Annotated in this window: 27 protein-coding genes; 7 read left to right on the forward strand and 20 right to left on the reverse strand. The window is 65.1% G+C overall.

Annotated elements, in window-relative coordinates; translation table 11 throughout:
* Complete coding sequence (locus tag AC0L27_RS34395) at positions 1–783, forward strand: alpha/beta fold hydrolase (protein WP_473322192.1); 783 nt, start codon at positions 1–3, stop codon at positions 781–783.
* 69 nt (positions 784–852) lie between these two features.
* Complete coding sequence (locus tag AC0L27_RS34400; RefSeq protein WP_354209587.1) at positions 853–1,356, forward strand: DUF6496 domain-containing protein; 504 nt, start codon at positions 853–855, stop codon at positions 1,354–1,356.
* Positions 1,357–1,557: 201 nt separating this feature from the next.
* On the opposite strand, the gene AC0L27_RS34405 is transcribed toward AC0L27_RS34400, so the two are convergent.
* The 9 genes from AC0L27_RS34405 to phnG are packed head-to-tail and all read right to left on the reverse strand — an operon-like array spanning position 1,558 to position 8,538.
* Positions 1,558–2,169 carry a pyridoxamine 5'-phosphate oxidase family protein gene (locus tag AC0L27_RS34405; RefSeq protein WP_473322193.1) on the reverse strand — a complete coding sequence of 204 codons (612 nt, stop codon included), beginning with the start codon at positions 2,167–2,169 and terminating at the stop codon, positions 1,558–1,560.
* Positions 2,170–2,191: 22 nt separating this feature from the next.
* Positions 2,192–2,788: a phosphonate metabolism protein/1,5-bisphosphokinase (PRPP-forming) PhnN gene (gene phnN / locus AC0L27_RS34410; protein ID WP_354209589.1), complete on the reverse strand. Its 597-nt coding sequence runs from the start codon at positions 2,786–2,788 to the stop codon at positions 2,192–2,194.
* Complete coding sequence (locus tag AC0L27_RS34415; RefSeq protein ID WP_354209590.1) at positions 2,785–3,939, reverse strand: alpha-D-ribose 1-methylphosphonate 5-triphosphate diphosphatase; 1,155 nt, start codon at positions 3,937–3,939, stop codon at positions 2,785–2,787. Before AC0L27_RS34415 ends, phnN begins: the two co-directional genes overlap by 4 nt.
* 11 nt (positions 3,940–3,950) lie before the next feature.
* Entirely contained in the window at positions 3,951–4,649 is a 699-nt protein-coding gene (phnL, locus tag AC0L27_RS34420) for a phosphonate C-P lyase system protein PhnL (protein WP_354209591.1), read from the reverse strand.
* Between the two features lie 22 nt (positions 4,650–4,671).
* A complete protein-coding gene (gene phnK / locus AC0L27_RS34425) occupies positions 4,672–5,469 on the reverse strand; it encodes a phosphonate C-P lyase system protein PhnK (protein ID WP_354209592.1) in 798 nt (265 codons plus the stop codon).
* Positions 5,462–6,358 (reverse strand): alpha-D-ribose 1-methylphosphonate 5-phosphate C-P-lyase PhnJ, encoded by an 897-nt coding sequence (locus tag AC0L27_RS34430; protein ID WP_473322198.1) that lies wholly within the window; start codon positions 6,356–6,358, stop codon positions 5,462–5,464. The genes phnK and AC0L27_RS34430 overlap by 8 nt, the downstream gene beginning before the upstream one ends.
* Positions 6,355–7,458 carry a carbon-phosphorus lyase complex subunit gene (locus AC0L27_RS34435; RefSeq protein ID WP_354062733.1) on the reverse strand — a complete coding sequence of 368 codons (1,104 nt, stop codon included), beginning with the start codon at positions 7,456–7,458 and terminating at the stop codon, positions 6,355–6,357. The genes AC0L27_RS34430 and AC0L27_RS34435 overlap by 4 nt, the downstream gene beginning before the upstream one ends.
* A 2-nt stretch (positions 7,459–7,460) precedes the next feature.
* A complete protein-coding gene (gene phnH / locus AC0L27_RS34440) occupies positions 7,461–8,069 on the reverse strand; it encodes a phosphonate C-P lyase system protein PhnH (RefSeq protein ID WP_354209594.1) in 609 nt (202 codons plus the stop codon).
* A 4-nt stretch (positions 8,070–8,073) separates the two neighbouring features.
* A complete protein-coding gene (gene phnG, locus AC0L27_RS34445) occupies positions 8,074–8,538 on the reverse strand; it encodes a phosphonate C-P lyase system protein PhnG (protein WP_354209595.1) in 465 nt (154 codons plus the stop codon).
* Between the two features lie 119 nt (positions 8,539–8,657).
* Here phnG and phnF point away from each other — a divergent pair, with 119 nt between their 5' ends.
* A complete protein-coding gene (phnF, locus tag AC0L27_RS34450) occupies positions 8,658–9,386 on the forward strand; it encodes a phosphonate metabolism transcriptional regulator PhnF (RefSeq protein ID WP_354209596.1) in 729 nt (242 codons plus the stop codon).
* A 99-nt stretch (positions 9,387–9,485) separates the two neighbouring features.
* Here the strand turns inward: phnF and phnE (AC0L27_RS34455) are convergent, their stop codons facing one another.
* The 4 genes from phnE (AC0L27_RS34455) to phnC form a co-directional block, all read right to left on the reverse strand.
* Complete coding sequence (gene phnE / locus AC0L27_RS34455) at positions 9,486–10,334, reverse strand: phosphonate ABC transporter, permease protein PhnE (RefSeq protein WP_354209597.1); 849 nt, start codon at positions 10,332–10,334, stop codon at positions 9,486–9,488.
* Positions 10,331–11,215, reverse strand: a complete 885-nt coding sequence (gene phnE, locus AC0L27_RS34460; protein ID WP_354209598.1) for a phosphonate ABC transporter, permease protein PhnE — start codon at positions 11,213–11,215, stop codon at positions 10,331–10,333. Before phnE (AC0L27_RS34460) ends, phnE (AC0L27_RS34455) begins: the two co-directional genes overlap by 4 nt.
* A 76-nt stretch (positions 11,216–11,291) precedes the next feature.
* Positions 11,292–12,227: a phosphonate ABC transporter substrate-binding protein gene (gene phnD / locus AC0L27_RS34465; RefSeq protein ID WP_354209599.1), complete on the reverse strand. Its 936-nt coding sequence runs from the start codon at positions 12,225–12,227 to the stop codon at positions 11,292–11,294.
* A 63-nt stretch (positions 12,228–12,290) separates the two neighbouring features.
* Positions 12,291–13,100: a phosphonate ABC transporter ATP-binding protein gene (gene phnC, locus AC0L27_RS34470; RefSeq protein ID WP_473322206.1), complete on the reverse strand. Its 810-nt coding sequence runs from the start codon at positions 13,098–13,100 to the stop codon at positions 12,291–12,293.
* Between the two features lie 184 nt (positions 13,101–13,284).
* On the opposite strand from phnC, the gene AC0L27_RS34475 reads away from it, so the two are divergent.
* The 3 genes from AC0L27_RS34475 to AC0L27_RS34485 are packed head-to-tail and all read left to right on the forward strand — an operon-like array spanning position 13,285 to position 15,851.
* Complete coding sequence (locus AC0L27_RS34475) at positions 13,285–13,944, forward strand: LbetaH domain-containing protein (RefSeq protein WP_354209601.1); 660 nt, start codon at positions 13,285–13,287, stop codon at positions 13,942–13,944.
* Positions 13,941–15,134: an alpha-D-ribose 1-methylphosphonate 5-triphosphate diphosphatase gene (locus AC0L27_RS34480; RefSeq protein ID WP_354209602.1), complete on the forward strand. Its 1,194-nt coding sequence runs from the start codon at positions 13,941–13,943 to the stop codon at positions 15,132–15,134. The genes AC0L27_RS34475 and AC0L27_RS34480 overlap by 4 nt, the downstream gene beginning before the upstream one ends.
* 18 nt (positions 15,135–15,152) lie before the next feature.
* Entirely contained in the window at positions 15,153–15,851 is a 699-nt protein-coding gene (locus AC0L27_RS34485) for a DUF1045 domain-containing protein (protein WP_354209603.1), read from the forward strand.
* Positions 15,852–15,854: 3 nt separating this feature from the next.
* On the opposite strand, the gene AC0L27_RS34490 is transcribed toward AC0L27_RS34485, so the two are convergent.
* From AC0L27_RS34490 to AC0L27_RS34515, 6 genes are all read right to left on the reverse strand, one after another.
* Entirely contained in the window at positions 15,855–16,448 is a 594-nt protein-coding gene (locus AC0L27_RS34490) for a hypothetical protein (RefSeq protein ID WP_354209626.1), read from the reverse strand.
* A 77-nt stretch (positions 16,449–16,525) separates the two neighbouring features.
* Entirely contained in the window at positions 16,526–17,926 is a 1,401-nt protein-coding gene (locus tag AC0L27_RS34495; RefSeq protein WP_354209604.1) for a selenium-binding protein SBP56-related protein, read from the reverse strand.
* Between the two features lie 318 nt (positions 17,927–18,244).
* On the reverse strand, positions 18,245–19,186 hold the full coding sequence (locus tag AC0L27_RS34500; RefSeq protein WP_354209605.1) for a dihydrodipicolinate synthase family protein: 942 nt from the start codon (positions 19,184–19,186) through the stop codon (positions 18,245–18,247).
* Between the two features lie 124 nt (positions 19,187–19,310).
* Positions 19,311–21,392, reverse strand: coding sequence for a methyl-accepting chemotaxis protein (locus AC0L27_RS34505; protein WP_354209606.1), 2,082 nt, complete (start codon positions 21,390–21,392; stop codon positions 19,311–19,313).
* Between the two features lie 119 nt (positions 21,393–21,511).
* Positions 21,512–22,282 (reverse strand): enoyl-CoA hydratase, encoded by a 771-nt coding sequence (locus tag AC0L27_RS34510; RefSeq protein ID WP_354209607.1) that lies wholly within the window; start codon positions 22,280–22,282, stop codon positions 21,512–21,514.
* An 11-nt stretch (positions 22,283–22,293) separates the two neighbouring features.
* Entirely contained in the window at positions 22,294–22,779 is a 486-nt protein-coding gene (locus AC0L27_RS34515; RefSeq protein ID WP_354209627.1) for a MarR family winged helix-turn-helix transcriptional regulator, read from the reverse strand.
* A gap of 209 nt (positions 22,780–22,988) precedes the next feature.
* Between AC0L27_RS34515 and AC0L27_RS34520 the strand changes: the two genes are divergently transcribed.
* Positions 22,989–24,707: an ATP-dependent Clp protease adaptor ClpS gene (locus AC0L27_RS34520; protein ID WP_354209608.1), complete on the forward strand. Its 1,719-nt coding sequence runs from the start codon at positions 22,989–22,991 to the stop codon at positions 24,705–24,707.
* 21 nt (positions 24,708–24,728) lie between these two features.
* Here AC0L27_RS34520 and AC0L27_RS34525 read toward each other — a convergent pair whose 3' ends face one another.
* Positions 24,729–26,390, reverse strand: coding sequence for a tannase/feruloyl esterase family alpha/beta hydrolase (locus AC0L27_RS34525; protein ID WP_354209609.1), 1,662 nt, complete (start codon positions 26,388–26,390; stop codon positions 24,729–24,731).
* Positions 26,391–26,426 lie beyond the last annotated feature (36 nt).

The raw sequence follows: 26,426 nt of genomic DNA on the forward strand, positions 1-26,426 counted from the left end.
ATGAAGCTCTCCGTCAACGGCGCCGAGGTGCTGGTCGCAACCGGCGGCCGCGACTTCGACAGATCCCTGCCCGCGGTCGTCTTCCTCCATGGCGCCGGCTTCGATCATTCGACCTGGGCGCTGCATACGCGCTGGTTCGCACATCACGGCTTTGGCGTGCTGGCACCTGATATGCCCGGCCACGGCCGTTCGCCCGGACCTTCGCTCGCAAGCATCGCCGAGATGGCCGACTGGACGGCGGCCCTGCTCGATGCGGCCGGAGTTACGAAAGCGCATCTGATCGGCCATTCCATGGGATCGCTGATCTCGCTGGAGACGGCCGCACGTCACCCCGACAAGGTGTCCGCACTCAGCCTGATCGGCACGGCCGCGACCATGACGGTCGGCCCGGATCTGCTGAAGGCGGCCGAGGCCAATTCGCAGGACGCAAACGACATGGTCTCGATCTGGGGCCTCGGCTTCAACGCCGAGCTCGGCGGCAGCCTCGCACCGGGGCTGTGGATGCATGGCGGAGCGCAGGCTGTGTTGAAACACTGCGAGCCGGGCGTGCTGTTCAGGGATTTGTCGGCCTGCAATGCTTACGCGAATGCGCTTCAAGCCGCCGCGAGCGTGAAGGTGCCTACGACGCTCATCCTCGGCGAGCGGGACATGATGACGCCGGTGAAGGCCGGCAAGACACTCGCGGCGGCGATCCCGCATGCGAAGACCGTCGTGGTACCCGGCGCCGGTCACATGATCATGGCCGAGCGCCCGGATGAATTGCTGGTGGCGCTCAGGAACTGAAAGGATCAATCGTCCATCTTGCGCGTTGCGGTCAGATATCCCTGTGAATATCCAGAGGGAACAGAACCCATGCCAAGACAGGAAGTCATTCGCAAAGCCAGGCAAGACAAGCGTGCCGGTAAATCGGCAACCACGCAGGCCGGCGAATTCGTCAAGGACCAGATCGACAAGATCCGCAAGGGCAAGCATGGCGCGCGCTCGACGAAACAGGCCATCGCCATCGGTCTGTCGGAAGCGCGCCGCGCCGGCGTCGATCTCCCGCCGCCGCGGAAAGGGCGCGTCAAGAAGGCGACGCGACGCAGCGCCAAATATGCCTATGAGGTCGGTCAGGGCAAGCGCACCCCGAAACGCCGGCCGCGCGTATCGCGAGCCGTCGAAAAGGTTTTGAAGAAGGAGCCGCGCTCGACCGCATCGCGGAGCGCATTGTCGAAACAGGGCAAGCGCGCCGCGAGCCGACGAACGGCCGCGTCGCGTTCAGCCACCGCGCGCAAGGCGAGCCGCACCAAGGGCGCCAAGGCGCGCTCCACCGCCGCAAAGAAGGCGGCACGCACCAGGGCGCGCCGCCGGAGTTGATCAATTCGCGCGCCGGCTCCGCTCGGAGAGCACGTTCTCCCCCTTCTTCCCTTCTCCCCTTGCGGGAGAAGGTGGCGCGAAGCGCCGGATGAGGGGTTGTGTCCGCGCATAACGTTTTCCGTGAGGACAGAGACCCCTCACCCGTCTCGCTGCTACGCGGCGAGCCACCCTCTCCCGCAAGGAGAGAGGGGAAGAACGAACTCACCACATCGTCGCGGCCGCACGCTCGGGCCAGATGCGATCGTACTCCGCGCCGCCGACCCTGTTCTCGCCCATCTCGGCGAGGATCTGGCCGGGTGTCGGCAGCGTCTTGGGGTCGATGCGCTTGTCGGGATTCCAGAGATCGGAGCGGACGATGGCGCGGGCGCACTGGAAGTAGATTTCGTCGACCGTCATCACCATCACGCTGCGCGGCGCCTTGCCTTCGACCTTGAACGAGGCCAGCAGTTCGGGATCGATGGAAAGAAAGGCCCGGCCATTGGCTCGGACCGCATTGCCGGAGCCGGGGATCAGGAACATCAGCGATACCCTGGGATCGCGTACGATGTTGCGCAAGGAATCGACCCGGTTGTTGCCGCGGCGATCCGGCAGCATCAGCGTCTTCGGGTCATGAATGCGGACGAAGCCGGAGAGATCGCCGCGCGGCGAGCAGTCGATCCCTTCGGGTCCGATGGTGGCGAGCGCGGCGAACGGCGCCTTTTCGATAAAGACGCGATAGAGCGGGGTGACATGGTCGGCGACTTTCACGGTCGAGGCGTCGTTGGTGACGCCGTAGATTGCCTCCAGCTGCTCGACCGTTTCGATCACCGACATTCCAGTCTCCTTGCTGTGCCGGCTATTCGTGCCAGCCTTGATTCCGGATCACGCGCAGAAGCTGACGGCCATGATACTCCGCGCTGCCCGCGTTGAGAATGGTGACATCGGCCTGCGCCGATGCGTCGTCGACGTTGCGCGTCAGCCTTTCGGCGATACTGCCGTCACTGTGCCGGGCGCGAGCGGCAAGCCGCTGCGCCAGCACATCCGGCGGCGCAGTGATCGCGACCACCACGACGTTTGCATAGGTCTGGCGCAGCGCGCCGATCACGGTGCGCGAAACATTGGCGACGACGGCGCGGCCGGCACGAATGTCGTCGTTGAGGTCGAGCTGCAGCGCGTAGCAATGCCCATGCGCCTCCCAATGCACGGCGAATTCGCCATGCTCGTGCGCGCGACGGAATTCGTCAGGGCTCACCGCAATATTGTCTTCGTCGGCCGACGATTCGCGCGTCACGACACGGCGCGGGAAGACGATGTCGTGATCCTCGATGCACGCCGCCCGCGCCAGCCGCAGCAGCGTGTCCTTGCCGGCTCCGCTGGGGCCGACCACGAGCACGAGCCGCCCCGGCCCGACCGCGCCCGTCTGCGTTCCCGCCACAGTGACGGTCTCGCTCATGCGACACGGCCCCCTTCGCGCCAGACGCTACGGACCGCAGGGACGTGGCCTGCGACGTGCACGCGAATCAGATCGGCACGCTTGCCGACGGAAATCTCACCGCGGTCGGACAGGCCGACCGCCTCGGCGGGCGCCTTCGTCACGGTGCGGATCGCCGCCGCAAGGCTGATCGCGGGCACGTGCTCGGGCAAATGCAGCGCAGCCATCAGAAGGCTCGAGGGAATGTAGTCCGACGACAGGATGTCGAGCAGGCCCTCGCGGGCGAGATCGACCGCGGCGATGTTGCCGGAATGCGAGCCGCCGCGCACGACGTTCGGCGCACCCATCAGGATGTCGATCCCGGCCTCGTGCAGGCCGCGCGCGGCCTCCAACGTGGTCGGGAATTCCGCCACCGAAACGCCATCGCGCACGGCGTCGACGACGTTCTCCTCGGTGGTATCGTCATGGCTCGCCAGCGGGATCTTGTACTTATGTGCCAGCGCCACGATCTCGCGCATGTTGGTCGCGGCATAGGCCTTCTGATACTCGAAACGTTTCGCGAACAGTTCGTCGAGCTGGGCGTCGGTCTTGCCGCCGCCCTTGCCGCGATAATAGTCGCGCAGCTTGCCTTCGTCGCGGAACTGGCGCTGGCCGGGGGTGTGGTCCATTAGCGACATCAGCCGCACGTCGGGACGGTCGATCAGTTCCCTGGCCTCCTCGACCACGCTCGGCATCGGGATTTCGCAGCGCAGATGCAGGAAGTGATCGGCGCGCAGCAGGTCGGCATCGCGCGCGGTCGTGATCGCCGCGGCAAGCACGCCGGCGCGCCCGTCGACTTCCTCGGCGCCGTCCTCGCGCCAGACCCGGAGCGAGTCGAACACCGTGGTAATGCCCGATGTCGCGAGCTGGCCATCATAGGAGACGACGGCCGCGACCGGATTCCAGAACACTTTTGGCCGCGGCACGTAATGCGCCTCGAGATGGTCCGTGTGGAGCTCGATCAGGCCGGGCATGATCAAATCGCCGCCGGCATCCTCTGACCCCGCAGGCGCCCTGCCCTCACCGATCTCGGCGATGCGTCCATCGGCGAGGGCGAGCCAGCCCTGTTCGATCACGCGTTCCGCCAGCACGATCCTGGCGTTGGCGATCACGATGTCCTTCTTGGCGTTCATATCCATTTCCTTCAGGCCGCGGCGGCGAAGCTGGTGACGTCGACGATGCGGTCGGCAATCTGATGACGGATTTCGTCGTCATGGACAATGGCGACCATGGCGACGCCCTGGCGCTTCTTCTCGGCGACTAGTTCGACCACGACAGCGCGGTTGGCGGCGTCGAGCGAGGCGGTGGGCTCGTCGAGCAGCAGGATCGGCAGATCCGAGATGAAGCCGCGCGCGATGTTGACGCGCTGCTGCTCGCCGCCGGAGAAGGTCGCGGGCGGAAGCTGCCAGAGCCGCTCGGGGATATTGAGCCGATGCAGCAATTCGCCAGCACGGGCTTGCGCCTCAGCGCGCGCCAGACCGTTGACGATCAGGGGCTCGGCGACCACGTCGATGGTGGCAACCCGCGGCACCGCGCGCAGGAACTGGCTGACATAGCCGATGGTGGCGCGGCGGATGTTGAGGACCTCCCGCGGCTCGGCGGTGGCGAGATCGATCACCTCGCCGCGATGGCGAATGCCGATGCGGCCGGAATCGCAGCGATAATTGCCGAAGATCATCTTCAGGATCGATGATTTTCCGGCGCCTGATGGCCCCGACAGCACGACGCATTCGCCCGGGTTGACGTGGAAGGTCACGCCGCTGACAACAGGCAATTCGATGCCGCCCTGCAGGTGCATCGTAAAGCTCTTGTTGGCATCAGTGATGTCGATCATGGCGGTCATTGGAAAACTCTTCCTGGAAGGCTCATGGCGGCAGAATCGAGGAGACGAGGAGTTGGGTGTAGGGCTCGCGGGGATCGTCGAGCACCTGATCGGTGAGGCCCGTCTCGATGACGCGGCCGCCCTTCATCACCATCACGCGGTGCGACAACAGGCGCGCGACCGCGAGATCATGGGTGACGATGATGACCGCGAGATGCAGCTCGGCGACCAGGCTGCGCACGAGGTCGAGCAGGCGGGCCTGCACGGAAACATCGAGGCCGCCGGTCGGCTCGTCCATGAACACCAGCCGCGGCTCGGTGACCAAGTTGCGGGCGATCTGGAGACGCTGGCGCATGCCGCCGGAATAGGTCCGCGGCGCATCGTCGATGCGTGCGATGTCGATCTCGACGCGGGTCAGCCAGTCCGACGCGGTATCGCGGATGCGACCGTAGTGATTCCAGCCCACCGCCATCAGCCGCTCGCCGACATTGGCGCCGGCCGAGACCGCCATGCGCAGCCCCTGCGCGGGGTCCTGGTGGACGAAGCCCCAATCGGTGCGGAACAGGAAGCGTCGTTCGGCCTCGCCCAGCGTAGCGAGATCGCGGGCGACGCCGTCGCGCATCCGGTAGGACACCTGGCCGCTGCTGGCCGCTAGCTGGCCCGACAGGAGCTGGAGCAGCGTCGATTTGCCCGAGCCGGATTCGCCGACGATTGCCAGCACTTCGCCGGGATAGAGCGAGAACGAGACATCGCGGCACGCGGCGATGCGGCCATAAGATTTGCTGAGCGACTCGGCAACGAGCAGTGGCTCGTCATTCTCGAGCATGTCTTGATCAGCCATTCGATGCCTCCTGCGCCTTCTCCTTGTACGGCGCGGCGCTGAGGCTGCCGTGATGGCCGGCGGCCTGGCGGCCCTCGCAATAATCGGTGTCGGAGCAGACGAACATGCGCCCGCCCTTGTCGTCGGTGACGATCTCGTCGAGATAGGAATTTTCCGCGGCGCAAAGTGCACACGGCGCGTTGAAGCGATAGGGCTCGAAGGGATGGTCCTCGAAGTCGAGCGACACGACTTGCGTATAGGGCGGGATTGCGTAGATGCGCTTCTCGCGGCCGGCGCCGAACAGTTGCAGCGCCGGGCAATTGTCCATCTTGGGATTGTCGAATTTCGGCGTCGGCGACGGGTCCATGACATAGCGCGCATTGACCTTCACCGGATAGGCGTAAGCCGTCGCGATGTGGCCGAAGCGGGCGATGTCCTCGTAGAGCTTCACATGCATCAGGCCGTATTCGGCGAGCGCATGCATGCGCCGCGTCTCGGTCTCGCGCGGCTCGAGGAAACGTAAGGGCTCCGGGATCGGCACCTGATAGACTAGCACCTGATTCTCGTGCAGCGACGTCTCCGGAATGCGGTGGCGGGTCTGGATCACGGTCGCATCTTCTGTGGCCGTCGTCGTGGCGACGCCGGCGGTCTTGGCAAAGAACTTTCGGATCGAGATCGCGTTGGTGGTGTCGTCGGAGCCCTGGTCGATCACCTTCAGCACGTCCTGCGGCCCGAGGATCGCAGCGGTGACCTGGACGCCGCCGGTGCCCCAGCCATAGGGCATCGGCATCTCGCGGCTGGCGAACGGCACCTGATAGCCGGGGATCGCGATCGCCTTGAGGATCGCACGACGGATCATCCGCTTGGTCTGTTCGTCGAGATAGGCGAAATTGTAGGCGGGCGCGTTCATTCCGCGGCCTCCTTCATGGCGTCGGGCGCATTGGCATCAGTGAATTCCTTGCGCAGCTTGCGCAACAGGCCGAGCTCGGACTGGAAGTCGACATAATGCGGCAGCTTCAGATGCTCGACGAAGCCGGTCGCCTGGACGTTGTCCGAATGCGACATCACGAATTCCTCGTCTTGCGCCGGTGCGAGCGCCTCCTCGCCGAGCTCGCGGGCACGCAGCGCGCGATCGACCAGCGCCATCGACATCGTCTTGCGCTCGCTCTGGCCGAAGGCAAGGCCATAACCGCGCGTGAAGCACGGCGCTTCGGTCGCGGAGCCCTTGAACTGGTTGACCATCTGACACTCGGTGAGCTCGATCGAGCCGAGCGGCACGGCGAAACCGACGTCTTCCGCCGAAAATTCCACCTCGACCTCACCGAAGCGAATCTCGCCGGCGAAGGGATGGTTGCGGCCGTAGCCGCGCTGGGTGGAATAGCCCATCGCCAGCAAGAACCCTTCGTCGCCACGCGCGAGATTTTGCAGGCGCAGGTCACGATCCGCCGGAAAGTTCAGCGGCTCGCGGGTGAGGTCGCCGACGCTGGCGCCCTCTTCCGCTTGCGGCGAGGATTCGATCAGCCCGTCGCGGCCGAGAATGTCAGTCACGCGCGGCGTCGGCGCCGTGGATGCTTCGGCCGTCGCCGGCGCTTCCGGCACAAAGCCGTCGGCGAGCGAGGGATCGAGCAGGCGGTGGGTATAATCGAAAGTCGGGCCGAGGATCTGGCCCCCGGGAATGTCCTTGAAGGTCGATGACACCCGCCGCCGCACCCGCATCGCGCCGGTCTCGACCGGCTCGCTGGCGCCGAAGCGCGGCAGGGTGGCGCGGAAGGCGCGGACCAGAAAGATCGCCTCGATCAGATCGCCGCGCGCCTGCTTGATGGCGAGCGCCGCAAGCTCGCGGTCGTAGAGCGAGCCTTCGCTCATGACGCGGTCCACGGCGAGGCCGAGCTGCTCCGAAATCTGGTCGAGGGAGATTTCCGGCACGCTTTGATCGCCGCGCCGCGCACTGGCGAGCAGGCGATGGGCGTTCTCGATGGCGCGCTCGCCGCCTTTGACTGCGACATACATGCTTAGCTTCCCTTGCTCACGACGCGCGTGGTGCGCGGGATCGCAACCACGGCGTTATCGGCGACCAGCACCACATCAACGCCGCGCGGAAACAGCGCTTCGTTGACGCGCAGGCGCTCGAACAGGTCGAACGGCTTGATCGACGCCTGAAGCGTCGCGACACCGTCGATGCCGGGGCCGCGCAGCGCGAAGCCGCGCCCCGAATCCAGGCTCTCGACCTGAAGAATCAGCGTGGTCGACCGATCCGGATATTCGCTGGTGCCCAGCGCGAAGCGCTCGAGCGAAGGCAGCGCCCCGCCGTCGCTGATCAGCGCGAAGCTTGCGATCGAGGAATCCTGCACCACCGGCGCGCCGGTGTGGAATTTCAGCCATTTCACGAGGTCGGTGCTTTCCGACATGCGCGCATCGAGCCAGAGCGGCGTGTCGTGATCGAACAGCGTCAGCGCGATCGCGGCCGTGCCGCGCATCATCGTCTGAGGCGCTCCTGATGTCGGCACGATGCGCTGGACCGAGCCCGGCCGCGCCATCGCGTCCATGACCGAGCGAAAGGTCGATTGCGCCGACAGCACCTTGTCGGCGAACCCCGGCGGCAGTTCCGCAATCGTGGTCATGATCTCACCCTTCACCGCGCACCATGGTGTAGAAATCAACCTTCGTCGCAGCGGTCTCGGCCGCCACCTGCTTGCGCCTGATCATCAGCTGCTCACGCAATGGCGCGATGATTTCCCGCTCAACCGCGCCACTGAAATCACTGGACTGCACCAGCGCATCGCACAGCGCGATCAGCCGCGCCTTCTCACCGTCGCGACCGAGCGTGTAACCGAAGCCGACCTCGCCACTCGCAAGCCGCACCGCAGCGCGCGACACCGTGGCTTCGCCGAGATTGAACGGCGCACCGTCGCCACCGACGCGGCCACGCAGCATGACGAGGCCGTTTTCCGGCGCACGCAGATCCTGATGCGCCGGCAGGGCGAGAGCGCGGAGGCGAGCGGCGATCTCGCCCGCCTCCGCGTGCGCCAGCACGGCCATTGCGGCCTGGCGCTGGGCTTGCTGATTGTTGTGCTGGGTCACCAATTCCACCGACCTTTTCTGAAGAACTTGCCGAATCCAAGTTGTCTATGATACTAGACAACTTGATACCGGAGCGCCATGACTGTTTCGTGACAAAGGCGTGATTTCTGGAGTAGCTTCCCGGCCACATGAGCATGCAGGACACAGCCTCCTCCGGCGTCGCGTTGTGGCGCCTCGTTGCCGACGGCATCGAGCGCGGCATCGCCGACGGCCGCTTTGCCGCCGGCGACAAGCTGCCGGGCGAGGTCGAGATCGCCGAAACCTATCGCGTGAACCGCCACACGGTGCGACGTGCGCTGGCTGCGCTGGCCGAGCGCGGCATCGTGCGGGCCGAGCGCGGCAGCGGAACCTATGTCGAGGCGCAGAAGCTCGCTTATCCGCTGCGCTCGCGGACGCGTTTCTCCGAGATCGTCGGCGCGGACGGCCGCGAACCGCATGGCCGGTTGATCGAGGCGTCGGATGATGTCGCGACCCGCGAACTCGCGCGCGAACTTGGATTGAAGGCCGGCGCACCGCTGGTGCGGATCGAGGCGATGCGCCTCGCCGACCGCACGCCGATCTGCGTCTCCACGACGTGGCTGTCGGCACAGCTGTTCCCGGGTGCGGGCGAGATCTTTGCCGCGACCCGGTCGATGACGAAATTGCTCGAGCATTACGGCGTCCGCGACTATCGCCGCGGCGCGACCCGGATCACCGCCGGCATTGTCGATGCAACCGACGCCGCACGGCTCGATCTGGCGCTGGGACGGCCGATCCTGGTGGTCGACGCCACCGACCAAGATCTCGACGGTAAGCCGCTGGTGACCAAGCATTCGCGCTTTGCCGCGGAGCGGGTGGAGTTTCTGGTGGAGTCGTAGGGTGGGCAAAGGCGCGCTTGCGCCGTGCCCACCATCTATCCAACGCTGCGATTGAAGTGGTGGGCACGCTTCGCTTTGCCCACCCTACGAGATCGATGATCAGGCCACCGCCCTTCGGCCGATGATCGCAAAGCGGAGTTTGCCCGAGACGAAATCGATCGCGGCGACCGCGACCAGGATCATCAGGATCAGGAACGACACCTTCTGCCATTCCAGCACGCGAATCTGCTCGGCGAGCTGGAGGCCGATGCCGCCGGCGCCGACGATGCCGATGATGGTGGCGGAGCGCGTGTTCGACTCGATGAAATAGAGCACCTGACCGGCGATCACAGGCAGGACCTGCGGCAGCAGACCGAAGCGTATCTCGTGCAGCGCACTGCCGCCGGAGGCGCGGATGCCCTCGACCTGCTTCTGGTCGGCGCCCTCGATCGCCTCCGAGAACAGTTTTCCGAAGGCACCGAAATCCGACACGGCGATGGCGAGCACGCCGGCAAACGGGCCGAGCCCGACCACGTTGATCCACACCAGCGCCCAGATCAGCGTGTCGACGCCGCGGATCGAATCCAGGAAACGTCGAATCGGGAAGCGCAAAATGCTCGACGGCACGACGTTACGCGCGGCAAGAAGGCTGACCGGCAGCGCGAACAGTGCGGCCAGCGTCGTGCCGAGCAGCGCGATCGACAGCGTCTCGCCCAGCGCCTTCAGATAGATCGGCAGCGACGAGCCGGGATCCGGCGGGATCATCATCAGGCTGATCCAGCCGAGCTGGCTGAGCCCCGCGACGAAGCGCGAGGGCGAGAAATCGAGATCGACCAAGCCATAGACCAGGATCGCGAGCGCCGCGACGATCATCGCCGGCATGGCGAGCCGCGCCGAGGCCGGCCGGTCGAACACATCAGGGTAGCGCGCGCGAAGCTCTCGCGTGTCGATCTGCTGCGGCCCCGTCACGTCCGCGCCTCCTTGCCGAACAGGCAGCCGCGCAGCCAGCCGGTGCTGATGTCGATGATGAAGACCGTGACGATGATGGTGAGCAGGATCGCGCTGACGTCCGAGTAATAGAACTTGCGGATGGCGACGACGAGCTCCTGGCCGATGCCACCGGCACCGACGAAGCCCATCACGGAGGCCTCGCGGACATTGATCTCGAAACGCAGCAGCGCGTAGCTGGCATAGCCTGCCGTGACCTGCGGCAGGATGGCGAAGCGCATGCAGGAGAGCCAGCTCGCGCCGGTCGAGCGGACGCCTTCGACCGGTTTCATGTCGGCGTTCTCGACGATCTCCGAGAACAGCTTTCCGAGCGCGCCGGTGGAGTGAATCGCGATTGCCAGCACGCCCGCCATCGGTCCGAGGCCGAACGCGATCACGAAGATCAGCGCAAACACGATGCCGGGCACCGTGCGCGCGAATTCGAGCAGACGCCGCACCACGAAACGCACCCAGGGCGCGGGCGAGGTGTTTTCAGCCGCGAAGAAGTTCAGGCAAAAAGCAAAAGTCGCGCCGATCAGTGTGCCGACATAGGAGATCAGCAGGGTCTCGCCCAGCATCTTCAACCATTTGCGCCAGCCCCAGAGCCATTCGCCGACATCGGTCCAGACCCGCTGGCCGGTGTCGAGTGTGAGGATGCGGTCGAAATAGCTGATGAAATTGCCGTAATGGGCGAACAGCGTGCGCAGATTCACTTCCGCGCCGATCGCCGCGAGAAGCAGTGCTGCGGCGAAGATCACGGCTCCAAAGAGGAGTCGGAGCCGCTTGCGCGCGACCGCCTGGCGATAGGCGGCGTTGAGCACGGCGAGCTGCTGCTCGGGAAGGATCGAAACCGCGACGGTCATCTTGGCCAGGAAAAATGGTCAATCAAAGAGAAAGAGCCGGGTCCATCGACCCGGCTCCAGTGCGTCGTCCCGAAACTCAGGACGCCTTCTTCTTACGCAGCGCATCGACGAACTTGATCAGCTCGATCGTGCCATCCCAATCCTTGGTGGTCGCGGGATGAAAACCCTTCTTCTGGCCGTCCTGGAGGCGATCGAACGCAGCCTTGTCCTTGGCCGGCGCGTCGAAGAACGCCTTCGCGATCGCGGCCTTGGCCTCTTCCGGCAGATCGGAATTGTAGGCATAGGGACCGTTGATGATCGGCGCCGACTTGTGGATGATGCGGAAATCGTCCTTCTTCATCGCCGAGCCGTCGGCATTCTTCAGCATGCCCTTGGTCAGCATCTGCGCCAGCGTCGAATCGTCGTCGCTGGTCCACTGGTTGGCGGCAACGTCGACCGTGCCCTGCGCCAGCGCCAGGATCGCGTTCTCATGGCTGCCGGTGAAGACGACCTTGCTGAAATAGGTGTCGGCGTCCGCGATGCCCAACTTGTCGAGCTCGAAGCGCGGCACGTTGTTGCCGGAGGTCGAGTTCGGGTCGACGAGGCCGAGGTTCTTGCCCTTGAGCTGGTCGATGCTCTTGTAGGGGCTGCTCGCCTTGACGAAGAACGCCGAGTAATAACCAGTGGAGCCGTCGGCGTTGATGTCGTTGGCGAAGGCGTCGGTTTTGACGCCGGTGAGGCGGGCTCGGGCGAACGACGCCGAGCCGTAGCTCGCGATGTGGATGTTGCCGGCGCGCTGGCCTTCGATCACGGCCGCGTAGTCGTTGGCGATGCGCAGCGTGACCTTCACGCCCAGTTCCTTGGAGAGATAGTTCATGAACGGCGCCCAGCGCTCGGTCACGCCCGAGGCGTTTTCCGCCGGAATGACCGCGAAGGTCAGTTCGGGATATTTGGCCTTCCAGTCCTCGGCGGAGGCTGAAGTCGTGAACGCGAGCGCGGCGGCGCCGGCAAGAATCAATCTGCGAGTGATCATGATACCCTCTTCATCGGTTGGGGTCGGTTGACGCAAAACTGGTGACTGTTGATGCGGCGCGGCTCAGGCGGCGGCCGCCGTTCCAAGCGCTGGAATGCCCTCTCGCACCGGCGCAGGCGTGCTGCCCATGACATCGGCGGCTTCGAGATCGTAGAGCTCGCGCGCAACGTGCTCGGTCAACTCCGCCGGCGCGCCGTCGAACACCACGCGCCCCTGCGCCATGCCGATCAGGCGGTCGCAAAAGCTGCGCGCCAGGTCGAGCGAATGCAGATTGCAGAGCACGGTGATGCCGAAGTGCTTGTTGATGCGCAGTAGCGCATCCATCACGATCTTGGTGTTGCGCGGATCGAGCGAGGCAATCGGCTCGTCGGCGAGGATGATGTCGGGCTGCTGCACCAGCGCCCGGGCGATCGCGACGCGCTGCTGCTGGCCGCCGGAGAGCTGATCGGCGCGCTGGGCCGCGAGCGGGGCGATGTCGAACTGTTCGAGCGCGGACATCGCCAGCGCCTTATCCTGCTCGGGCCAGGTCTGCGACAGCGAGCGCCAGGCCGGCATCGTCGCAAGCCGTCCCATCAGGACGTTGGTGAGGACATCGAGCCGGCCGACCAGATTGAACTGCTGAAAGATCATCGCCGAGCGCGCCCGCCACTGCCGCAGCTCCTTGCCGCGCAGCGCCGTGACGTCGAGGCCGTCGAACAGGATGCGGCCCTGCGAAGGGGTCGCGAGACGGTTGATGGTCCGCAGCAGGGTCGACTTGCCGGCGCCGGACCGTCCGATCACGCCGACGAAACCGCCGGGAGAAACTTGAAACGAGGCATCGTCCACCGCGGCTTTCATGCCGAAGCGACACGTCAGACCTTCAACCACCAGCATGCAGGGCTCCAGAGTAGCTGGGACCCACCGCTAACGCCGGCGCTTGACACTTGTGTGACACGGACATTGCGGTGCGGCGATCCTACACACCTCATCCACACCTCATCCGCTGTCATCGTGTCGTCATGACATTGTCATCAAGCCACTCGAAGAGAAACGCCCGCCCACTCGTTCGGATAGCAACATGGCCGCCAAAGCTCTTTCGGTCCAGCCGACCATCGATCCCTCGGCGACGCTGCACGACACCAGGCTTGGGGCCTACACCGAGGTCGGCGCGCGCACGATGCTGCACGAGGTGACGATGGGCGATTACTCCTATGTCGTGAACGACGCCCAGATCACCTACACGACCATCGGAAAATTCTGCTCGATCGCGGCGATGACGCGAATCAATCCGGGCAATCACCCGATGCACCGCGCCACGCAGGCGCACTTCACCTATCGTTCGAGCGCCTACTTCGAAGGCGAGAGCGACGACACGGAATTCTTCGACTGGCGGCGCCAGCACCACGTCCATATCGGCCACGACGTCTGGATCGGCCATGGCGCGATCGTGCTGCCGGGCCGCAACATCGGCACCGGCGCGGTGATCGCGGCCGGCGCCATCGTCACCAGGGACGTTCCGGCCTACACCATCGTTGCCGGCAATCCGGCGCGCATCGTTCGGCGGCGGTTCTCGGAAGAGGTTGCGGGGCGGCTTGCGAGGCTCGCCTGGTGGGATTGGGATCACGACAAGTTGCGTGAAGCCCTGCCCAATTTCCGCAAGCTCGGGATTGAGGATTTCCTCACGGCATACGAAGCAGGGGCACCCTCTTCTGCCAGCAAACGAAGCGCGGTCGCGTGACAGACATATTCCTAGAGGGCGGGCGGGCCCTGATCGGCTCCGAGTTCGCCGAAACGTCGCTTCTCGTGTCCGGAACGGACATTGCAGAGATCGATGCCTCGCGCGGCCGGGCCCGGCTTGCGATCGACGCGCGCGATCTGCTGGTCCTGCCGGGCATCGTCGATCTGCATGGCGATGCCTTCGAGCGGCAGATGATGCCGCGCGCCGGGGTCGACTTTCCGATCGACGTGGCGCTCGCCGACAGCGACCGCCAGGCGATCAGCAACGGCATCACCACGGTGTTTCACGCCACGACCTGTTCGTGGGAGCCGGGCCTGCGCAGCGCCGACAATGCGCGCGGCCTGATGGAGGCGATCGAACGGCAGCGCCCGCAATTCGCCGCCGACACCCGCTTTCATCTGCGCCACGAGACCTACAATCTCGACGCCGAAACCGAGATCAGCCAGTGGCTCAGCGAGGGCCGCGTCGACCTGTTCGCCTTCAACGACCACATGGACGGCACGGTCGGGGACATGGCCAAGCCCCGCAAGCGCAATCGCATGGTGGAGCGCACCGGACTGTCGAGCGAGGAGTTCGACCGCCTCGTCGGGCGTGTGCTCTCCCGCGCCAGTGAAGTGCCGGCTTCCGTGTCACGGTTGGCCGCGGCGGCACGCGCCGCCGACGTGCGGATGCTCTCGCATGACGATGCGACGCCGGTGATGCGCCAGGGCTTTCGCGCCATGGGCGTGGCGATCGCAGAGTTTCCGATCAACGAGGAGACGGCGCGGGAGGCGGCAAGCCACGGCGACGCCATCGTCTACGGCGCGCCGAACGTCGTGCGCGGCGGCAGCCACACCGGCTGGACCAAGGCATCCGACATGATTGCCAAAGGGCTCTGCTCAGTGCTGGCCTCGGACTATTACTATCCCGCGCAGCTGCTCGCTGCGTTCCGCCTCGCCGCCGATGGCGTGCTGCCGCTGACCAAGGCCTGGAACCTGGTCTCCGCCGCGCCCGCGCGCGCGGCCGGCCTTGCCGATCGCGGCGTGCTCGCGGAAGGCCGACGCGCGGACATCCTGCTGGTCGACGACAGCGTGCCGCTGCGGCCGCGGCTGATCGCCGTGATATCAGGCGGCAAGCTCGTGCATCTCACCGACGCGACGCGGTTGCTCGGCATGGCAGCTACCCCGCGCGAAGCTGTCGTCGCGGCATAAACCCGCTATGCTCGGACGATGACAAGTTTCCCCCGCTACGCGATCTATTTTGCCGCAGGCGTCGACAGCGCCCTCACCCGCTTCGGCGCGGAGTTGCTCGGCTACGATGCCTATACCGGCAACGAGCTGCCCTTTCCCGCTGACGCATCGCGTCCCGCGCCGGACTGGCGCGACATCACCGCCGATCCCCGCAAGTACGGTTTTCACGGCACGCTGAAGGCGCCGATGGCGCTCGCGCCGGACAGGACAGAGGCGGAGCTCTTGGCGGCCTGCGCGGCCTTCGCCGGCGAGGCGCGGACGATCCCGGTGATTCGCCCTATCGTCGATTCCATCAGTGGTTTTATTGCGGTCATTCCGGCTGATCCGGTCGGTGCGCTCCAAGAGCTCGCCGCCGATTGCGTCCGCGCGTTCGACGGCTTTCGCACCGCCCTGACGGCGGAGGATCGCGCGCGTCGCAAGCCCGAGAAGCTCAGCGAGCGGCAGCGCGACTATCTCGATCGCTGGGGCTACCCTTACGTGATGGAGGAATTCCGTTTCCACATGACACTGACGGGGCGGCTCGAGGCGGAGCGCCGCGGCCCGATTCTGGACATGCTGCGGGGAAGGTTTGCTGCTCTCGGTCTCAAGACGCTTGCGATCGATCGCGTCGCGCTGTTCAAGCAGGATGACGCCAAAGCTCGCTTCCGCATCATCGGCGAGTGGGCCTTGACGCAGTAAGCGTCAGTGCCAGCTCGCGAGATTGAAACCGAGCGCCACAACGCCAACCAGAATGAGGCTGGTCGCCCAGATTACATCCAGATTGAACCAGCTTCGCGAGACGAACCTCAATCCCAGATGGCGGTAGACCAGCCATGCCAGGCATCCGCCGGCGCTGACCATGGCGGCAACGTGCACCAAAGACACCAGCACCGCCATCCCGAGACTCGCCTTCATCAACGCGCCAGCGGCCTCATGGCCGGCATCGAGTTCGAAGGCCTGGCAGAGCCCGAGATAGATCGGCACGAGCATCAAGGCGGCGCCATGAGCAATGGCAACGGCAAATGACCAGAGCGCCAATTGCGTCGGCGGAATTCGTGCCAGCGCGCGCGGATGGCGCCGCTCGACCAGCCGATAGACGCCGAAGCCGATGAGGAGAAGGCTCGCGCCGAGCTGGATCGAGCGCTGCCACTCGGCCAGCACGAGCAGGAGCGCGAATGGCAGCAGTACGAGAAGTGTTGCCAGGAGATGTCCGGCCGCCAGAGCCCACAACGCACGAAAGAGCGCGCGCGGGCTCTTGTCCATGAGCCCGACCGAAACGGCGAGCGGCCAGCCCATTCCCGGATTGACCCCGTGATAGAGACCGCTCGCAACAAGAGCGAGCCACAGCCAGCCCTGGCTCGCGTGTGCCCAATCTAGGCCGACGGGTAGCAAAAGGAGTCCGTCGAACAATCGCCGCCCTCCAGCCTGATCTGGTGCGCACGATATCCGTCGGGGAAGCTCACGAAGTAGTTCTTGTCGAGCTCGAGGCCACCATTGTGACCGACATTGGCCATGACTTCCACACCCGGAACGCCATCGGGATAGAACTGGTCATCCCAGGTGGAATAGAGCGAATTGGTCCAGTACACCCGCCTGCCGTCCCGGCTGATCTCGACCATCTGCGGACCGGCCGCAAATGCCTTGCCGTTCGGATGGGGGGTGCGGCGCGCGATGCCGCCGATGTGAACCGAGCCCGCAAGCTTCGGCTTTCGCGGATCACTCACGTCGTACTGGCGCATTTCACCCGTGCCCCAGCACGAGACATAGAGAAAACGATCATCCATCGACAGATCGATGTCGGTCACCAGCGGCGGCACGGCGCCAAAGCCCTGAAGCAGCGGCGGGAGCTTCTCCTTTGGCGCAGGCTCGGGAGGGATCGTCGCCGTCTTCTCCGCATGGAATTTTCCGCCTTCGCGCCACCAAGTCCAGATCGATGCTTCGAGATTCGTGGTGTCGACCACAACGCCTACGAAGCCGTATTCGCGAACCGGATCGTGCGCCGGCCGTACCTCCAGCGCCATCTGATGATTGGCGCCGAGGTCGATAGTCTGCACGTTGCGACGGGCGCTAAGATCCCAGAAGTGGAGACGATGGCCATATTTGTTCGCCAGCAGATCTTCCGCGACGATCCCGTTCTCGAACTGCGGCGGCAACGCCCATTCACTCGTCACCATGTAGTCGCGCGGCAGGTTCCACCAGAAATCATAGTGCAGCGTCTGCGGACCGCGGTCGATCTCCCATCGTCCAAGGACCTCGAACGTCTCGCAATCCATGATGAAGACGCCTGGAGGCCCGTTGGTGCCGTCCTTGCCGCCGCCGCCGAGCGTGCTCACATAGACGCCGTCCGGCCCGCAATGGATGGTGTGCGGCCGCGAATAGCCGGTCTTTTTGAAGACTTCCTCGGGCTCGATGATCTTGTGGATTTTGGCTTTGGTCGGATCGGGCTTGGTATCGATGATGTAAATCCGCGACGAGCGCAGCCCGGGGATGATGAGATAGCGCCGCTCGATGAAGGCATGCCCAGTGAGCGGCGACAAGGCGGAGGAGCAGGCATTCCAGCCGAAGTGATGAAACTCATCGCCCTTGTTGGGCATCGTCACGGTGTGGACGATCTGGCTGTAGGTCGGCGATCCCGGCTTGACGTCGATGACCGCGAGAGCATCCGGTTTTGAAAAATCCGGACTGAGCAGCAACGTGTAGGCAAAGTTCTCGGCAGCTGCTTCCATCGCAAGCTTGGGCGATGCGTGAAAGGTGGGATCCGGCCTCATCGTCATGGCACTGCCTCCCTGTTTCGTTGGTTCGCACCAACCTGCTTCGGAATAGCGGCATAATGAAGAGTTGTTGCGCGATGTCTCGATATGCTCCGCGGGCCTGGTTGGCGAGCGTACAATATGTCATCGCCGGGCTGCGCGAAACCGCCCGAACCGCGTTAATTCGACGCTTTCAGCCGGATGGAAGCTGGCGGGATCAGGCCAGGGCGCGCACCTCACACCGTGCATCACACTCAGTGTCGTCCCGGCCTAGTGCGCAATCGCGCACGGGAGGCGGGACACATAACCTTCGGGCGCGCTTGTCCAGGACGCCGGCAGAGGCTACTTCCCCCACCTCAACGCCAGCGCATCGCGCTCCTTGGCCAGCTCCAGCAGCCCTGCCCGCGTCGCCGGATGCAGCGGTTGCAACGGATGCCGCACCGTGTCCGACTTGATCACGCCGCCGGCCTGCATCATCGCCTTGCAGGCGATCAGGCCGCACTGGCGGTTTTCGTAGTTGATCAGCGGCAGCCAGCGTTCGTAGGCGGCTTTCGCCTCTTGGCGTTTGCCGGCGAAATAGGGATCGACGATCTGGCGGATGCCGTCGGGGTAGCCGCCGCCGGTCATCGCGCCGGTGGCGCCGGCGTCGAGATCGGCGAGCAGCGTGATCGCTTCCTCGCCGTCCCAGGGACCCTCAATATCGCTGCCGCCGGCCTCGATCAGGCTGCGCAGCTTTGACGCGGCGCCCGGCACCTCGATCTTGAAATAGCGGATGTTGGAGAAGTCGCGCGCCAGCCGCGCGAGCAACTCGACCGACAGCGGCGTACCGGCGACAGGCGCATCCTGGATCATGACCGGAATATTGATCGCGCCCGACAGCACCTTGAAGAATTCGACGACGCCTTTCTCGGGTACGCGGAAGGTTGCGCCGTGATAGGGCGGCATGACCATCACCATGGCGGCACCGGCCGCCTCGGCCTGCTGGCTGCGCGCGGCGGAGACGGCCGAGCTGAAATGCGTGGTGGTGACGATCACGGGAACGCGGCCCGCGACATGCTCCAGCACCGCATGCATCACGGTCTCGCGCTCGGCATCCGTGAGCACGAACTGCTCGGAAAAATTGGCGAGAATGCATAGACCGTTCGAGCCCGCGTCGATCATGAAATCGATGCAGCGGCGCTGTCCCTCGAGGTCGAGCTCGCCGCGCGCGTCGAAGATGGTGGGTGCGACCGGGAACACGCCGCGATAGGGGCGCTGGGCCTTGTGTTGGGGCGTGACCGGCATCGAACTCTCCATCCCTGATATCTCTTACATCTGCCGCGACGCTCGCGCAGCTTCACAGATGTACCCGCCGCGTGCATCGGCGGCAATGCCGATCGCGCGACGGTGGGACGGAAGATTGTCGAAGTTATGCGGTCCTCACCGCGCCCAAAAAGCCCTCGACCGCTACGCGGAGACGATCGGCGTCGGCGGACATTTTCGTCACGGATACCGACAGGACCGAACCGGCATTGCCCGTCTCCTGATTGAGTCTGGCGACGCTGCCGATGGTGTCGGTGACCTCGCGGGTTCCCTGCGCGGCCTGCTGGAAGTTGCGGGAGATCTCGGTGGTGGCCGCGCGCTGCTGTTCGACCGCGGCCGCGATCGCCGTCATCTTCTCGTCGATGCCGCTGATCGCGCCGCCGATCGCGCGGATGGCAGTGACCGCCTGGCCCGTCGCGCCCTGGATCTCCGCGACCTGGCGGGAGATCTCTTCCGTCGCGGTCGCCGTCTGCGAGGCGAGGCTCTTGACCTCGCCGGCGACCACGGCGAAGCCGCGGCCGGCCTCGCCCGCGCGCGCGGCTTCGATGGTGGCGTTCAGCGCCAGAAGATTGGTCTGCCCTGCGATGGCGTTGATCATCTTCACAACCTCGCCGATGCGGCCAGCGGTCTGATCGAGGATCTCAACCGTCGCATTGGTCTGCGCTGCCTGCGACACGGCTTCGCGGGCCTCGCGGGCACTGGCCTGCACCTGCGCCGAGATCTCGCCGACGGACGCCGAGAGCTCTTCGGTCGCGGCCGCGATGGTCTCGAGATTGTTGGTGGCCTGTTCGGCGGAGGACGAGACCGCCGCGGTCTGGCTGCTCGATTCCGAAACCAGCGAGCGCACGTCGGTCGCGGTGGCATCGAGCTCCTTCGTCGACGCGGCAACGCTGTGAATGACGGCTTGCACGGTGTCGTCGAAACTGCGGCAAGCCGCATCGACGGTGCCGGAGCGGGCGAGCTGCAGCGCCTGCTGCGCTTCGCGCTCCCGACCCAGGCGTTCCGCGGTCGCGGCACTCTCGCGCAGGCTTTCGAGCGCGGCGGCCATGGTGCCGAACTCGTCGGGATGTCTGGATTGCGGAACGGGCGTCGCGTGATCGCGGGCGCTGATCTTGGCGATCGCATCCAGGATGGCGCGCACCGGGTGCATGAGGCGGTTGCGCACCACGTAGATGCCGGCCAGGGTCACGGCCAGCGCGAGCAGGAACGCGAGCGACTGCACGACGAGATTGGTGAGCGCCTTGGCCTGCACCGTCTCCGCCCGCGCGATCGACTGGTCGAGCGCCTTGTTCGCCACCGCGACGATGGACGCGAAGGGTGACTGACACAGCGTATTCCATTCCGCGGCGGGCATCGCGGGCTTGCCGCTGCCGTCGAAATTCTTGGTGAGCTCGCCGATCTGCTTGAGCGCACCATCGGTCTTGGCCTTCGCGTCCGTCGCGGCCGTCACCAGCTCTGCCGCCACGCCGGGCGCAGCCAGCAACTCGGCCATGCCCGCCCAGCCGGAGGTGATCGTGCCATCCCATTGCGCCACTGATCGCTTCTGAGCGTCGTCGAGCGGCTTGCTGCTGTTGACGTTGGAGCGAAGGGACGAACAATGGATTCCATAACGATCGCGCACCTGCCAGGCGAAGCGCCGGACCTGGATCATGCGGGCGATGAAGGGGTCGTCCATCCAGGCACGGTTCGACACCGCGGTGGAGGCGAGGTTGGCCGTTTCGATCACCTTGGTGACGGCATCGTACCAGGAATTGGTCCGCTCGATCTTGCGTTCGGCGCGCGGGCGCTTGGCTTCATCGTAGAACAGCTGGAATTGCGGGGAGGCGGCGCTCCAGCCTTGCTTCAATGTGCCAGAGAGTTCGTCGCGGCGGGCGAAGTCGACGGTGGCAAGCGCGGCGCCGATCGCGTCATAGCCGCCCTGCTCGGCCTTCTCCGCCGCCTCGAGTTTGGCACGCGGATCATCCTCGCCGAGGATCGCGCTCTGGGCATCGCCGCGATTGTTGCGCAGCGCCAGCACGCCATGGAAGATCGCCTTGTCGGCGGCGGCAAGCCGCGCGGTCTCGAGGCTGTCGCTGTAGCGGCCGAACGCTCCGACCATCTGGATCGCCGTAGACGCCAGCGCACCCGCGGCCAGCAGGGCCATCAAGGTCAGCAGGAGCGAACTTACCGATTTCTTAAACATTGCCATGGTGTCGGGGCCTACGCTTTCTAGCGTCACCTTGCCCGCGACATGCCAATGTTCCGTTAAGGTTTTAATCGAATTGGCGTGAGTTTCCGACCCGACAAGCCTTCCTGCAGCCCCGGATCTCACGCAACCTTGGTGAAATCCGGCGGACGGCGTTCCGCAAACGCCGTGAAGGCCTCGCGCGCCTCGGCGGTGCGCAGGCGCAGTCCGAACTGCTCGCCTTCGGCATTCATCTGCGCGACCAGCGCCTCGCCATTGCGCATCAGCTTCTTGGTGGCGGTGAGCGCGCCGGCCGGCTGACGGGCAAGACGCTGCGCCAGCGCGAGCGCTTCGGTATCGAGTTTGTCGAGCGGCACCACGCGGTTGGCGAGCCCCCATTCCAGCGCGGACTTGGCCGGCACGGTCTCGCCGAGCGCGAACATCTCGTAGGCCCGTGCGTAACCGATGCGCGCGGGCATCAGCAGGCTGGAGGCGGCTTCCGGCACCAGCGCTAGGCTGACGAAGGGCGTCGACAATTGCGCGTTGTCGGCAAGCACGACGAGATCGCAATGCAGCAGCATCGTGGTGCCGACGCCGACGGCGCGGCCCTGCACCGCGGCGACCAAAGGCCGGGTGCACCGCGCCAGCGACTGGATGAAGCGCACGACGTTGCGGCTTCCTTCCGACTTGCCCGCTGCGACCGCGGCGAATTCGCCGACGTCGTTGCCGGCAGTGAACATGTCGCCTTCGCCACGGATCAGGATCACGCGGGCCGATGTATCGGACTCGGCGGATTCGATGGCATCGGCGAGCTTGCCGTACATCGCATCCGTCAGCGCGTTCTTCTTGTCGGGGCGCGCCAGCGTGAGTGTGAGAATTCCGCCGCTGTTCTCGATCCGGACGTGCTCGGTCATGGGTCTCTCCTCTATTCCTCTGGATCTCGCGAAAGCTCTGTTGGAAGTTCTCTTGAAAGCTCTCTTGGAAATTTGTCCTGAATGCTGGTCAGCCAGCGCGCGACGATATCGATCTCCGCACTGGTGAATCCGTCCGTCAACGCGGCGTTAACCTGTGCCGCGTTGGCCTTTGCCTGTGCGAGCGCTGCACGGCCCTTCGGCGTCAGCCAGACGCGCCAGGCGCGCCCGTCCTCCCGATCGGCCCGCCGCTCGATCAGCTTTGCAGCTGCCGTGCGGTCGACGAGGCCGGAGATGCCGGCCGGCCCCAGATCGAGCGCCGTGCCCGCCTCACCCATGAGCACGCCGTCCTGCTTGCCGAGAATGAACAGAAGCCCTGCCTGCGCCGGCGTGACCTCGCTCGAAGGCTGCGCCGCCATCCAGCGCTGCAAGCGCCGCTGTGCAACGCTCAGCAGGTAGATCAGCCGATGATGCCCCGCGCCGGCCTCCTTATTTCGCATGCGAAATAGATAATCGAAGCGGCTCGGAATGTCAAAGGACGGCAGGTGGATCGATGTACCGCGGCAGTCGTCGAGCAACAGGCCGCACCGGCGCACCAGGACCTCACCCACCAATCGCAATTAGGTGCCGCCGCAACGCTTGACGGTTGCCTCGTTTTGTGTTCCCTATTCGTTCTATTCAATCATAGATTGTCCCGGAGACTTTCGTGATGAACAGTATGCGTGGCCCGAACCAGCCGACCCAGCTCGTAATTCATAATGACGATGATACGCCGGACCAATTCGTGATGGATCTGCTTCGGCAGGTTTTCGGCAAATCAGACCGTGAAGCGACCGCGCTGATCACCCAGATCGAGCAGAAGGAAAGGGCGGTTTGCGGACCTTACCCCCAATCCGTCGCCGAAGCCCTTTTCAAATCTGCGCAACAATCCATCGGCCTGGCCGGCCATCAACTGCAGGTCACGCTTGAGGCGGTCACGACTCCTTGCGAACTCTGCGGCAAGCCGGAGGGACAGATGGACGTGCGTATCGGCAGCCGCACGGTCTGGCTGTGCAGCGACTGCATGCGTGCGGCGGATGAGCCCTCGAACGAACAAGAGGAAGATTTCGACTTTGCTTGCGACGTTCTCGACTGGCACCTTGCCACCACGGCGCGCAGCAAGCTCGTGACCACGATCCGCCAATTTCCCGGCCACATGCGGGTCGATCTCCAGGCCGCGGTCGACCGGCTCTTCGGCAAGGCCATCCGGCTGGTGGGATTGAACGAGGAGCAGCGCTACGAAACGCTGTCGATTCCACGACTGCTCAAGGAGGGCCGCTATGCGATCGCGATTGCCCCACTGCAATATTCCGACGTCGACGTAGGCGAGAAGAGCCCGGTCAAGTGTCTGGATAACGGATTGTGGCTGTGTGAGCAGGATAATCTCCGCTATGCGGTTTTGCTCTGCGCACACCGCGAATACAGTCGCGAGCCCGGAATTCGAATCGAGATTCTCGTGCCCGCAGGTTCCGCAGGCGCGGCTCTGGTCCAGCAATGCTTCAGTGAATTGGAAGAAGCCGTACAGGCTGCGCGGACCTATCGCGGCAAGATCCTGTCGCTCGATGCCGACTCCGACTATCGCGGTCGCTCGCGCGGCATCACGGTGCATCGCTTGCCGCAGGTCGCCCGCGACGAGGTGATCCTGCCGGAGCAGACTCTGCGGCTGCTCGATCGCAACGTTCTGACCTTCGTCAACACCCGAGACCAACTGCGCCGGCTGGGTCAATCGACACGCAAAGGCATCTTGCTGTACGGGCCGCCGGGCACCGGCAAGACCCACACGATCCGCTATCTCGCAACGCATTTGCCCGGGCATACGACGCTGATCATCACGGCCGAACAAATCGGTCTACTCGGCGCCTATATGAGCTTGGCACGGCTGCTCCAGCCGTCGATGGTGGTGATCGAGGATGTCGATCTCATCGCCCGTGACCGCGATGACATGGGGCCGTGTGAGGAATCCATGCTGAACAAGCTGCTCAACGAGATGGACGGCCTGAAGGAAGACGCCGACATCCTGTTCGTCCTGACCACCAACCGGCCGGAGGACCTCGAGGGAGCTCTCGCGGGTCGCCCCGGCCGCATCGATCAAGCTATCGAAGTGCCGCTGCCCGACGAGACTGGCCGCGGCAAGCTGGTCCGGCTCTACGGCAAAGGACTGCCAATCGAGGACGCGGTCATCGCCGAAGCGGCCCGTCGCAGCGAAGGCACGAGTTGCGCCTTCATCAGGGAGCTGATGCGGCGGCTGGCGCAAGGAAGCATCGCGCGGGACGGCGGCAACACCGTGATCTCCGCCGATATCGACGAGGCGCTTGACGACATGCTGTTCTCTGGCGGCCGGCTCAATGCGCAGCTGCTCGGCGGCGCCCAGGCGATGGCGGCGGGGTGACGCTCCGAAGTGGCGCGCCTGCTAGGGCGCGCAGGTGAAGCTCGCCGCCTCTGTCACCGGGCCGCTCTTGTAGTGCGGCCACGCCGGCCAGCGGCACAGCGGCAGCGCGCGAAGCGTCGCAAAGGACGGCGCTTCCACCTTCTGCTCGGTGACTTCCAAATCGCCGGGCGCCTTGCCCTTTTCGACCCAATCGACCAGCACGCTCAGCATGTCGACATTGGCCGGCGCGCCGGAGCCGACGTGGTCGACCCCGGGCGCGGTGTAGAGCCGCGCGAACTCGGCCGTCTCGGCCTTGCCGAGCTTGCGTTCGACGCTCTCGAAATAGCGGATGCCGGCATAGGGGCTCTGCGCGTAGTCGGCCATGTGTTCGAGCATGATCAGTCGGCCGCCGCGGGCGCGGAAGCGGCTGAGATCGGGGTCGGTGGAATCCATCAGGCTGGAGACCTCGAGCAGCCGCGCCTTGTGCTGTTCGGGCTTATACGTCGTCACGTCGAGCTTGGGATCGCGCGCGAACACGTATTGGATGCCGCCGGCGCCGTAGATCCAGGCGATGCCGTTATTGGGCGCAGGCGGTTGCGCGGGAGGCGCCGTGCCGAGCCACCACGCGACCCAGCCGCCGGTCGGGCCAACCGCCGGCGTGTCCTCGCCCGACACGCCCCAGCCCGGATAATCGTCGAGACCGTTGGCGAGCGGGAACGGGAATTTGTAGGTCGCATGCAACGTGTCGATCGCCTTGATCTGTGCGTCGGTGAGGCACTGATCGCCCGACTTGCCGCTGGCGCAACGCAGCGTCTCCGCCTTGAAGGCCGCCTTGCAGGACACGGGATCTTGCACCAGCGCGTCATCGGAGCCATCGGCCTTGTCGCAAGCGGCCCGCACGGCATCGCCCACGAGCTTCACCTGCGCCGGATTGATCCAGCCCTCACCCATGGTCGCGAGCCCCGAGCGCGTGCCGGCATGCTGCAGGCCAACCCAGTTGATGACGGGCACGCGGGCAAAGATGCCGTCGAAATCATCGGGATAGCGCTGTGACATGGTGAGGCCTTCGCGGCCGCCTTCGGAAGAACCCATGAAGTACATCTTCTCAGGTCTCTTGCCGTAAGCGCGCTGCATCAGCGCGACTGCGGTATCGCGGACCCTCTTGTAGGCGCGATGGGCAAAATTCTCGAAGGCTTCGTCGTTGAGTGCGAACAGCTGCGGCGGCTCGCCCGGCTTGGACTCATGACCGGAATCGGTGCCGTAGGTGACGAAGCCGCGCGCGAGCGGCGACGGCTTGTCGAAGGGATAGGCCGGCGGCAGCGCCAGGCCCGTGATCAGCACGCCATTGAATCCGCCGCCGCCATATTGCAGCGAGCGGCCGTTCCATTCGACGGGCAAATTGACCTGAAACTTGATCGGGGGCGCCTTGGGATCGGTGGGATCGATATGGCCGAGCAGCTTGCAGAAGCCGGGATTGGCGGGCGTGACGCGCCCCGACGGCGTCGGGCCGCGTTCGGCCACGGCCAGTTGCGACGGCGCCAGCAACGTCGCCGAATCGATCTTCACGGCGTCAGCGCCGCCGACGAGGCCCTTGCAGACGGTGTCCGCATCCTCAGTCAGCGTCACCGCTGAAGCGGAATTCGCGCCCAGCGCGCCCGCTGCGCCCACCAGCAATGCGCACAGCTTCACATGGATTTGCGCCATCGTTTCCCCCTGAGTTTCTGTTCGTTCCGCCAGCAG

Source organism: Bradyrhizobium sp. Ken51, from assembly GCF_055807435.1.

What these genes read in the sequence shown, in the direction of transcription:
- AC0L27_RS34520 (WP_354209608.1), top strand. Translation starts at nt 22,989, where the DNA reads ATGAACAGTATGCGTGGCCCGAACCAGCCGACCCAGCTCGTAATTCAT.
- AC0L27_RS34500 (WP_354209605.1), bottom strand. Translation starts at nt 19,186, where the DNA reads ATGCCGGTCACGCCCCAACACAAGGCCCAGCGCCCCTATCGCGGCGTG.
- AC0L27_RS34515 (WP_354209627.1), bottom strand. Translation starts at nt 22,779, where the DNA reads ATGCGAAATAAGGAGGCCGGCGCGGGGCATCATCGGCTGATCTACCTG.
- AC0L27_RS34485 (WP_354209603.1), top strand. Translation starts at nt 15,153, where the DNA reads ATGACAAGTTTCCCCCGCTACGCGATCTATTTTGCCGCAGGCGTCGAC.
- phnF (WP_354209596.1), top strand. Translation starts at nt 8,658, where the DNA reads ATGAGCATGCAGGACACAGCCTCCTCCGGCGTCGCGTTGTGGCGCCTC.
- AC0L27_RS34400 (WP_354209587.1), top strand. Translation starts at nt 853, where the DNA reads ATGCCAAGACAGGAAGTCATTCGCAAAGCCAGGCAAGACAAGCGTGCC.
- AC0L27_RS34490 (WP_354209626.1), bottom strand. Translation starts at nt 16,448, where the DNA reads ATGGGCTGGCCGCTCGCCGTTTCGGTCGGGCTCATGGACAAGAGCCCG.
- AC0L27_RS34430 (WP_473322198.1), bottom strand. Translation starts at nt 6,358, where the DNA reads ATGAACGCGCCCGCCTACAATTTCGCCTATCTCGACGAACAGACCAAG.
- phnE (WP_354209598.1), bottom strand. Translation starts at nt 11,215, where the DNA reads ATGACCGTCGCGGTTTCGATCCTTCCCGAGCAGCAGCTCGCCGTGCTC.
- phnN (WP_354209589.1), bottom strand. Translation starts at nt 2,788, where the DNA reads ATGAGCGAGACCGTCACTGTGGCGGGAACGCAGACGGGCGCGGTCGGG.
- AC0L27_RS34415 (WP_354209590.1), bottom strand. Translation starts at nt 3,939, where the DNA reads ATGAACGCCAAGAAGGACATCGTGATCGCCAACGCCAGGATCGTGCTG.
- phnH (WP_354209594.1), bottom strand. Translation starts at nt 8,069, where the DNA reads ATGACCACGATTGCGGAACTGCCGCCGGGGTTCGCCGACAAGGTGCTG.
- AC0L27_RS34405 (WP_473322193.1), bottom strand. Translation starts at nt 2,169, where the DNA reads ATGTCGGTGATCGAAACGGTCGAGCAGCTGGAGGCAATCTACGGCGTC.
- AC0L27_RS34510 (WP_354209607.1), bottom strand. Translation starts at nt 22,282, where the DNA reads ATGACCGAGCACGTCCGGATCGAGAACAGCGGCGGAATTCTCACACTC.
- phnC (WP_473322206.1), bottom strand. Translation starts at nt 13,100, where the DNA reads ATGCTGGTGGTTGAAGGTCTGACGTGTCGCTTCGGCATGAAAGCCGCG.
- phnD (WP_354209599.1), bottom strand. Translation starts at nt 12,227, where the DNA reads ATGATCACTCGCAGATTGATTCTTGCCGGCGCCGCCGCGCTCGCGTTC.
- AC0L27_RS34475 (WP_354209601.1), top strand. Translation starts at nt 13,285, where the DNA reads ATGGCCGCCAAAGCTCTTTCGGTCCAGCCGACCATCGATCCCTCGGCG.
- AC0L27_RS34525 (WP_354209609.1), bottom strand. Translation starts at nt 26,390, where the DNA reads ATGGCGCAAATCCATGTGAAGCTGTGCGCATTGCTGGTGGGCGCAGCG.
- AC0L27_RS34435 (WP_354062733.1), bottom strand. Translation starts at nt 7,458, where the DNA reads ATGTATGTCGCAGTCAAAGGCGGCGAGCGCGCCATCGAGAACGCCCAT.
- phnL (WP_354209591.1), bottom strand. Translation starts at nt 4,649, where the DNA reads ATGACCGCCATGATCGACATCACTGATGCCAACAAGAGCTTTACGATG.
- AC0L27_RS34395 (WP_473322192.1), top strand. Translation starts at nt 1, where the DNA reads ATGAAGCTCTCCGTCAACGGCGCCGAGGTGCTGGTCGCAACCGGCGGC.
- phnK (WP_354209592.1), bottom strand. Translation starts at nt 5,469, where the DNA reads ATGGCTGATCAAGACATGCTCGAGAATGACGAGCCACTGCTCGTTGCC.
- AC0L27_RS34505 (WP_354209606.1), bottom strand. Translation starts at nt 21,392, where the DNA reads ATGGCAATGTTTAAGAAATCGGTAAGTTCGCTCCTGCTGACCTTGATG.
- AC0L27_RS34495 (WP_354209604.1), bottom strand. Translation starts at nt 17,926, where the DNA reads ATGACGATGAGGCCGGATCCCACCTTTCACGCATCGCCCAAGCTTGCG.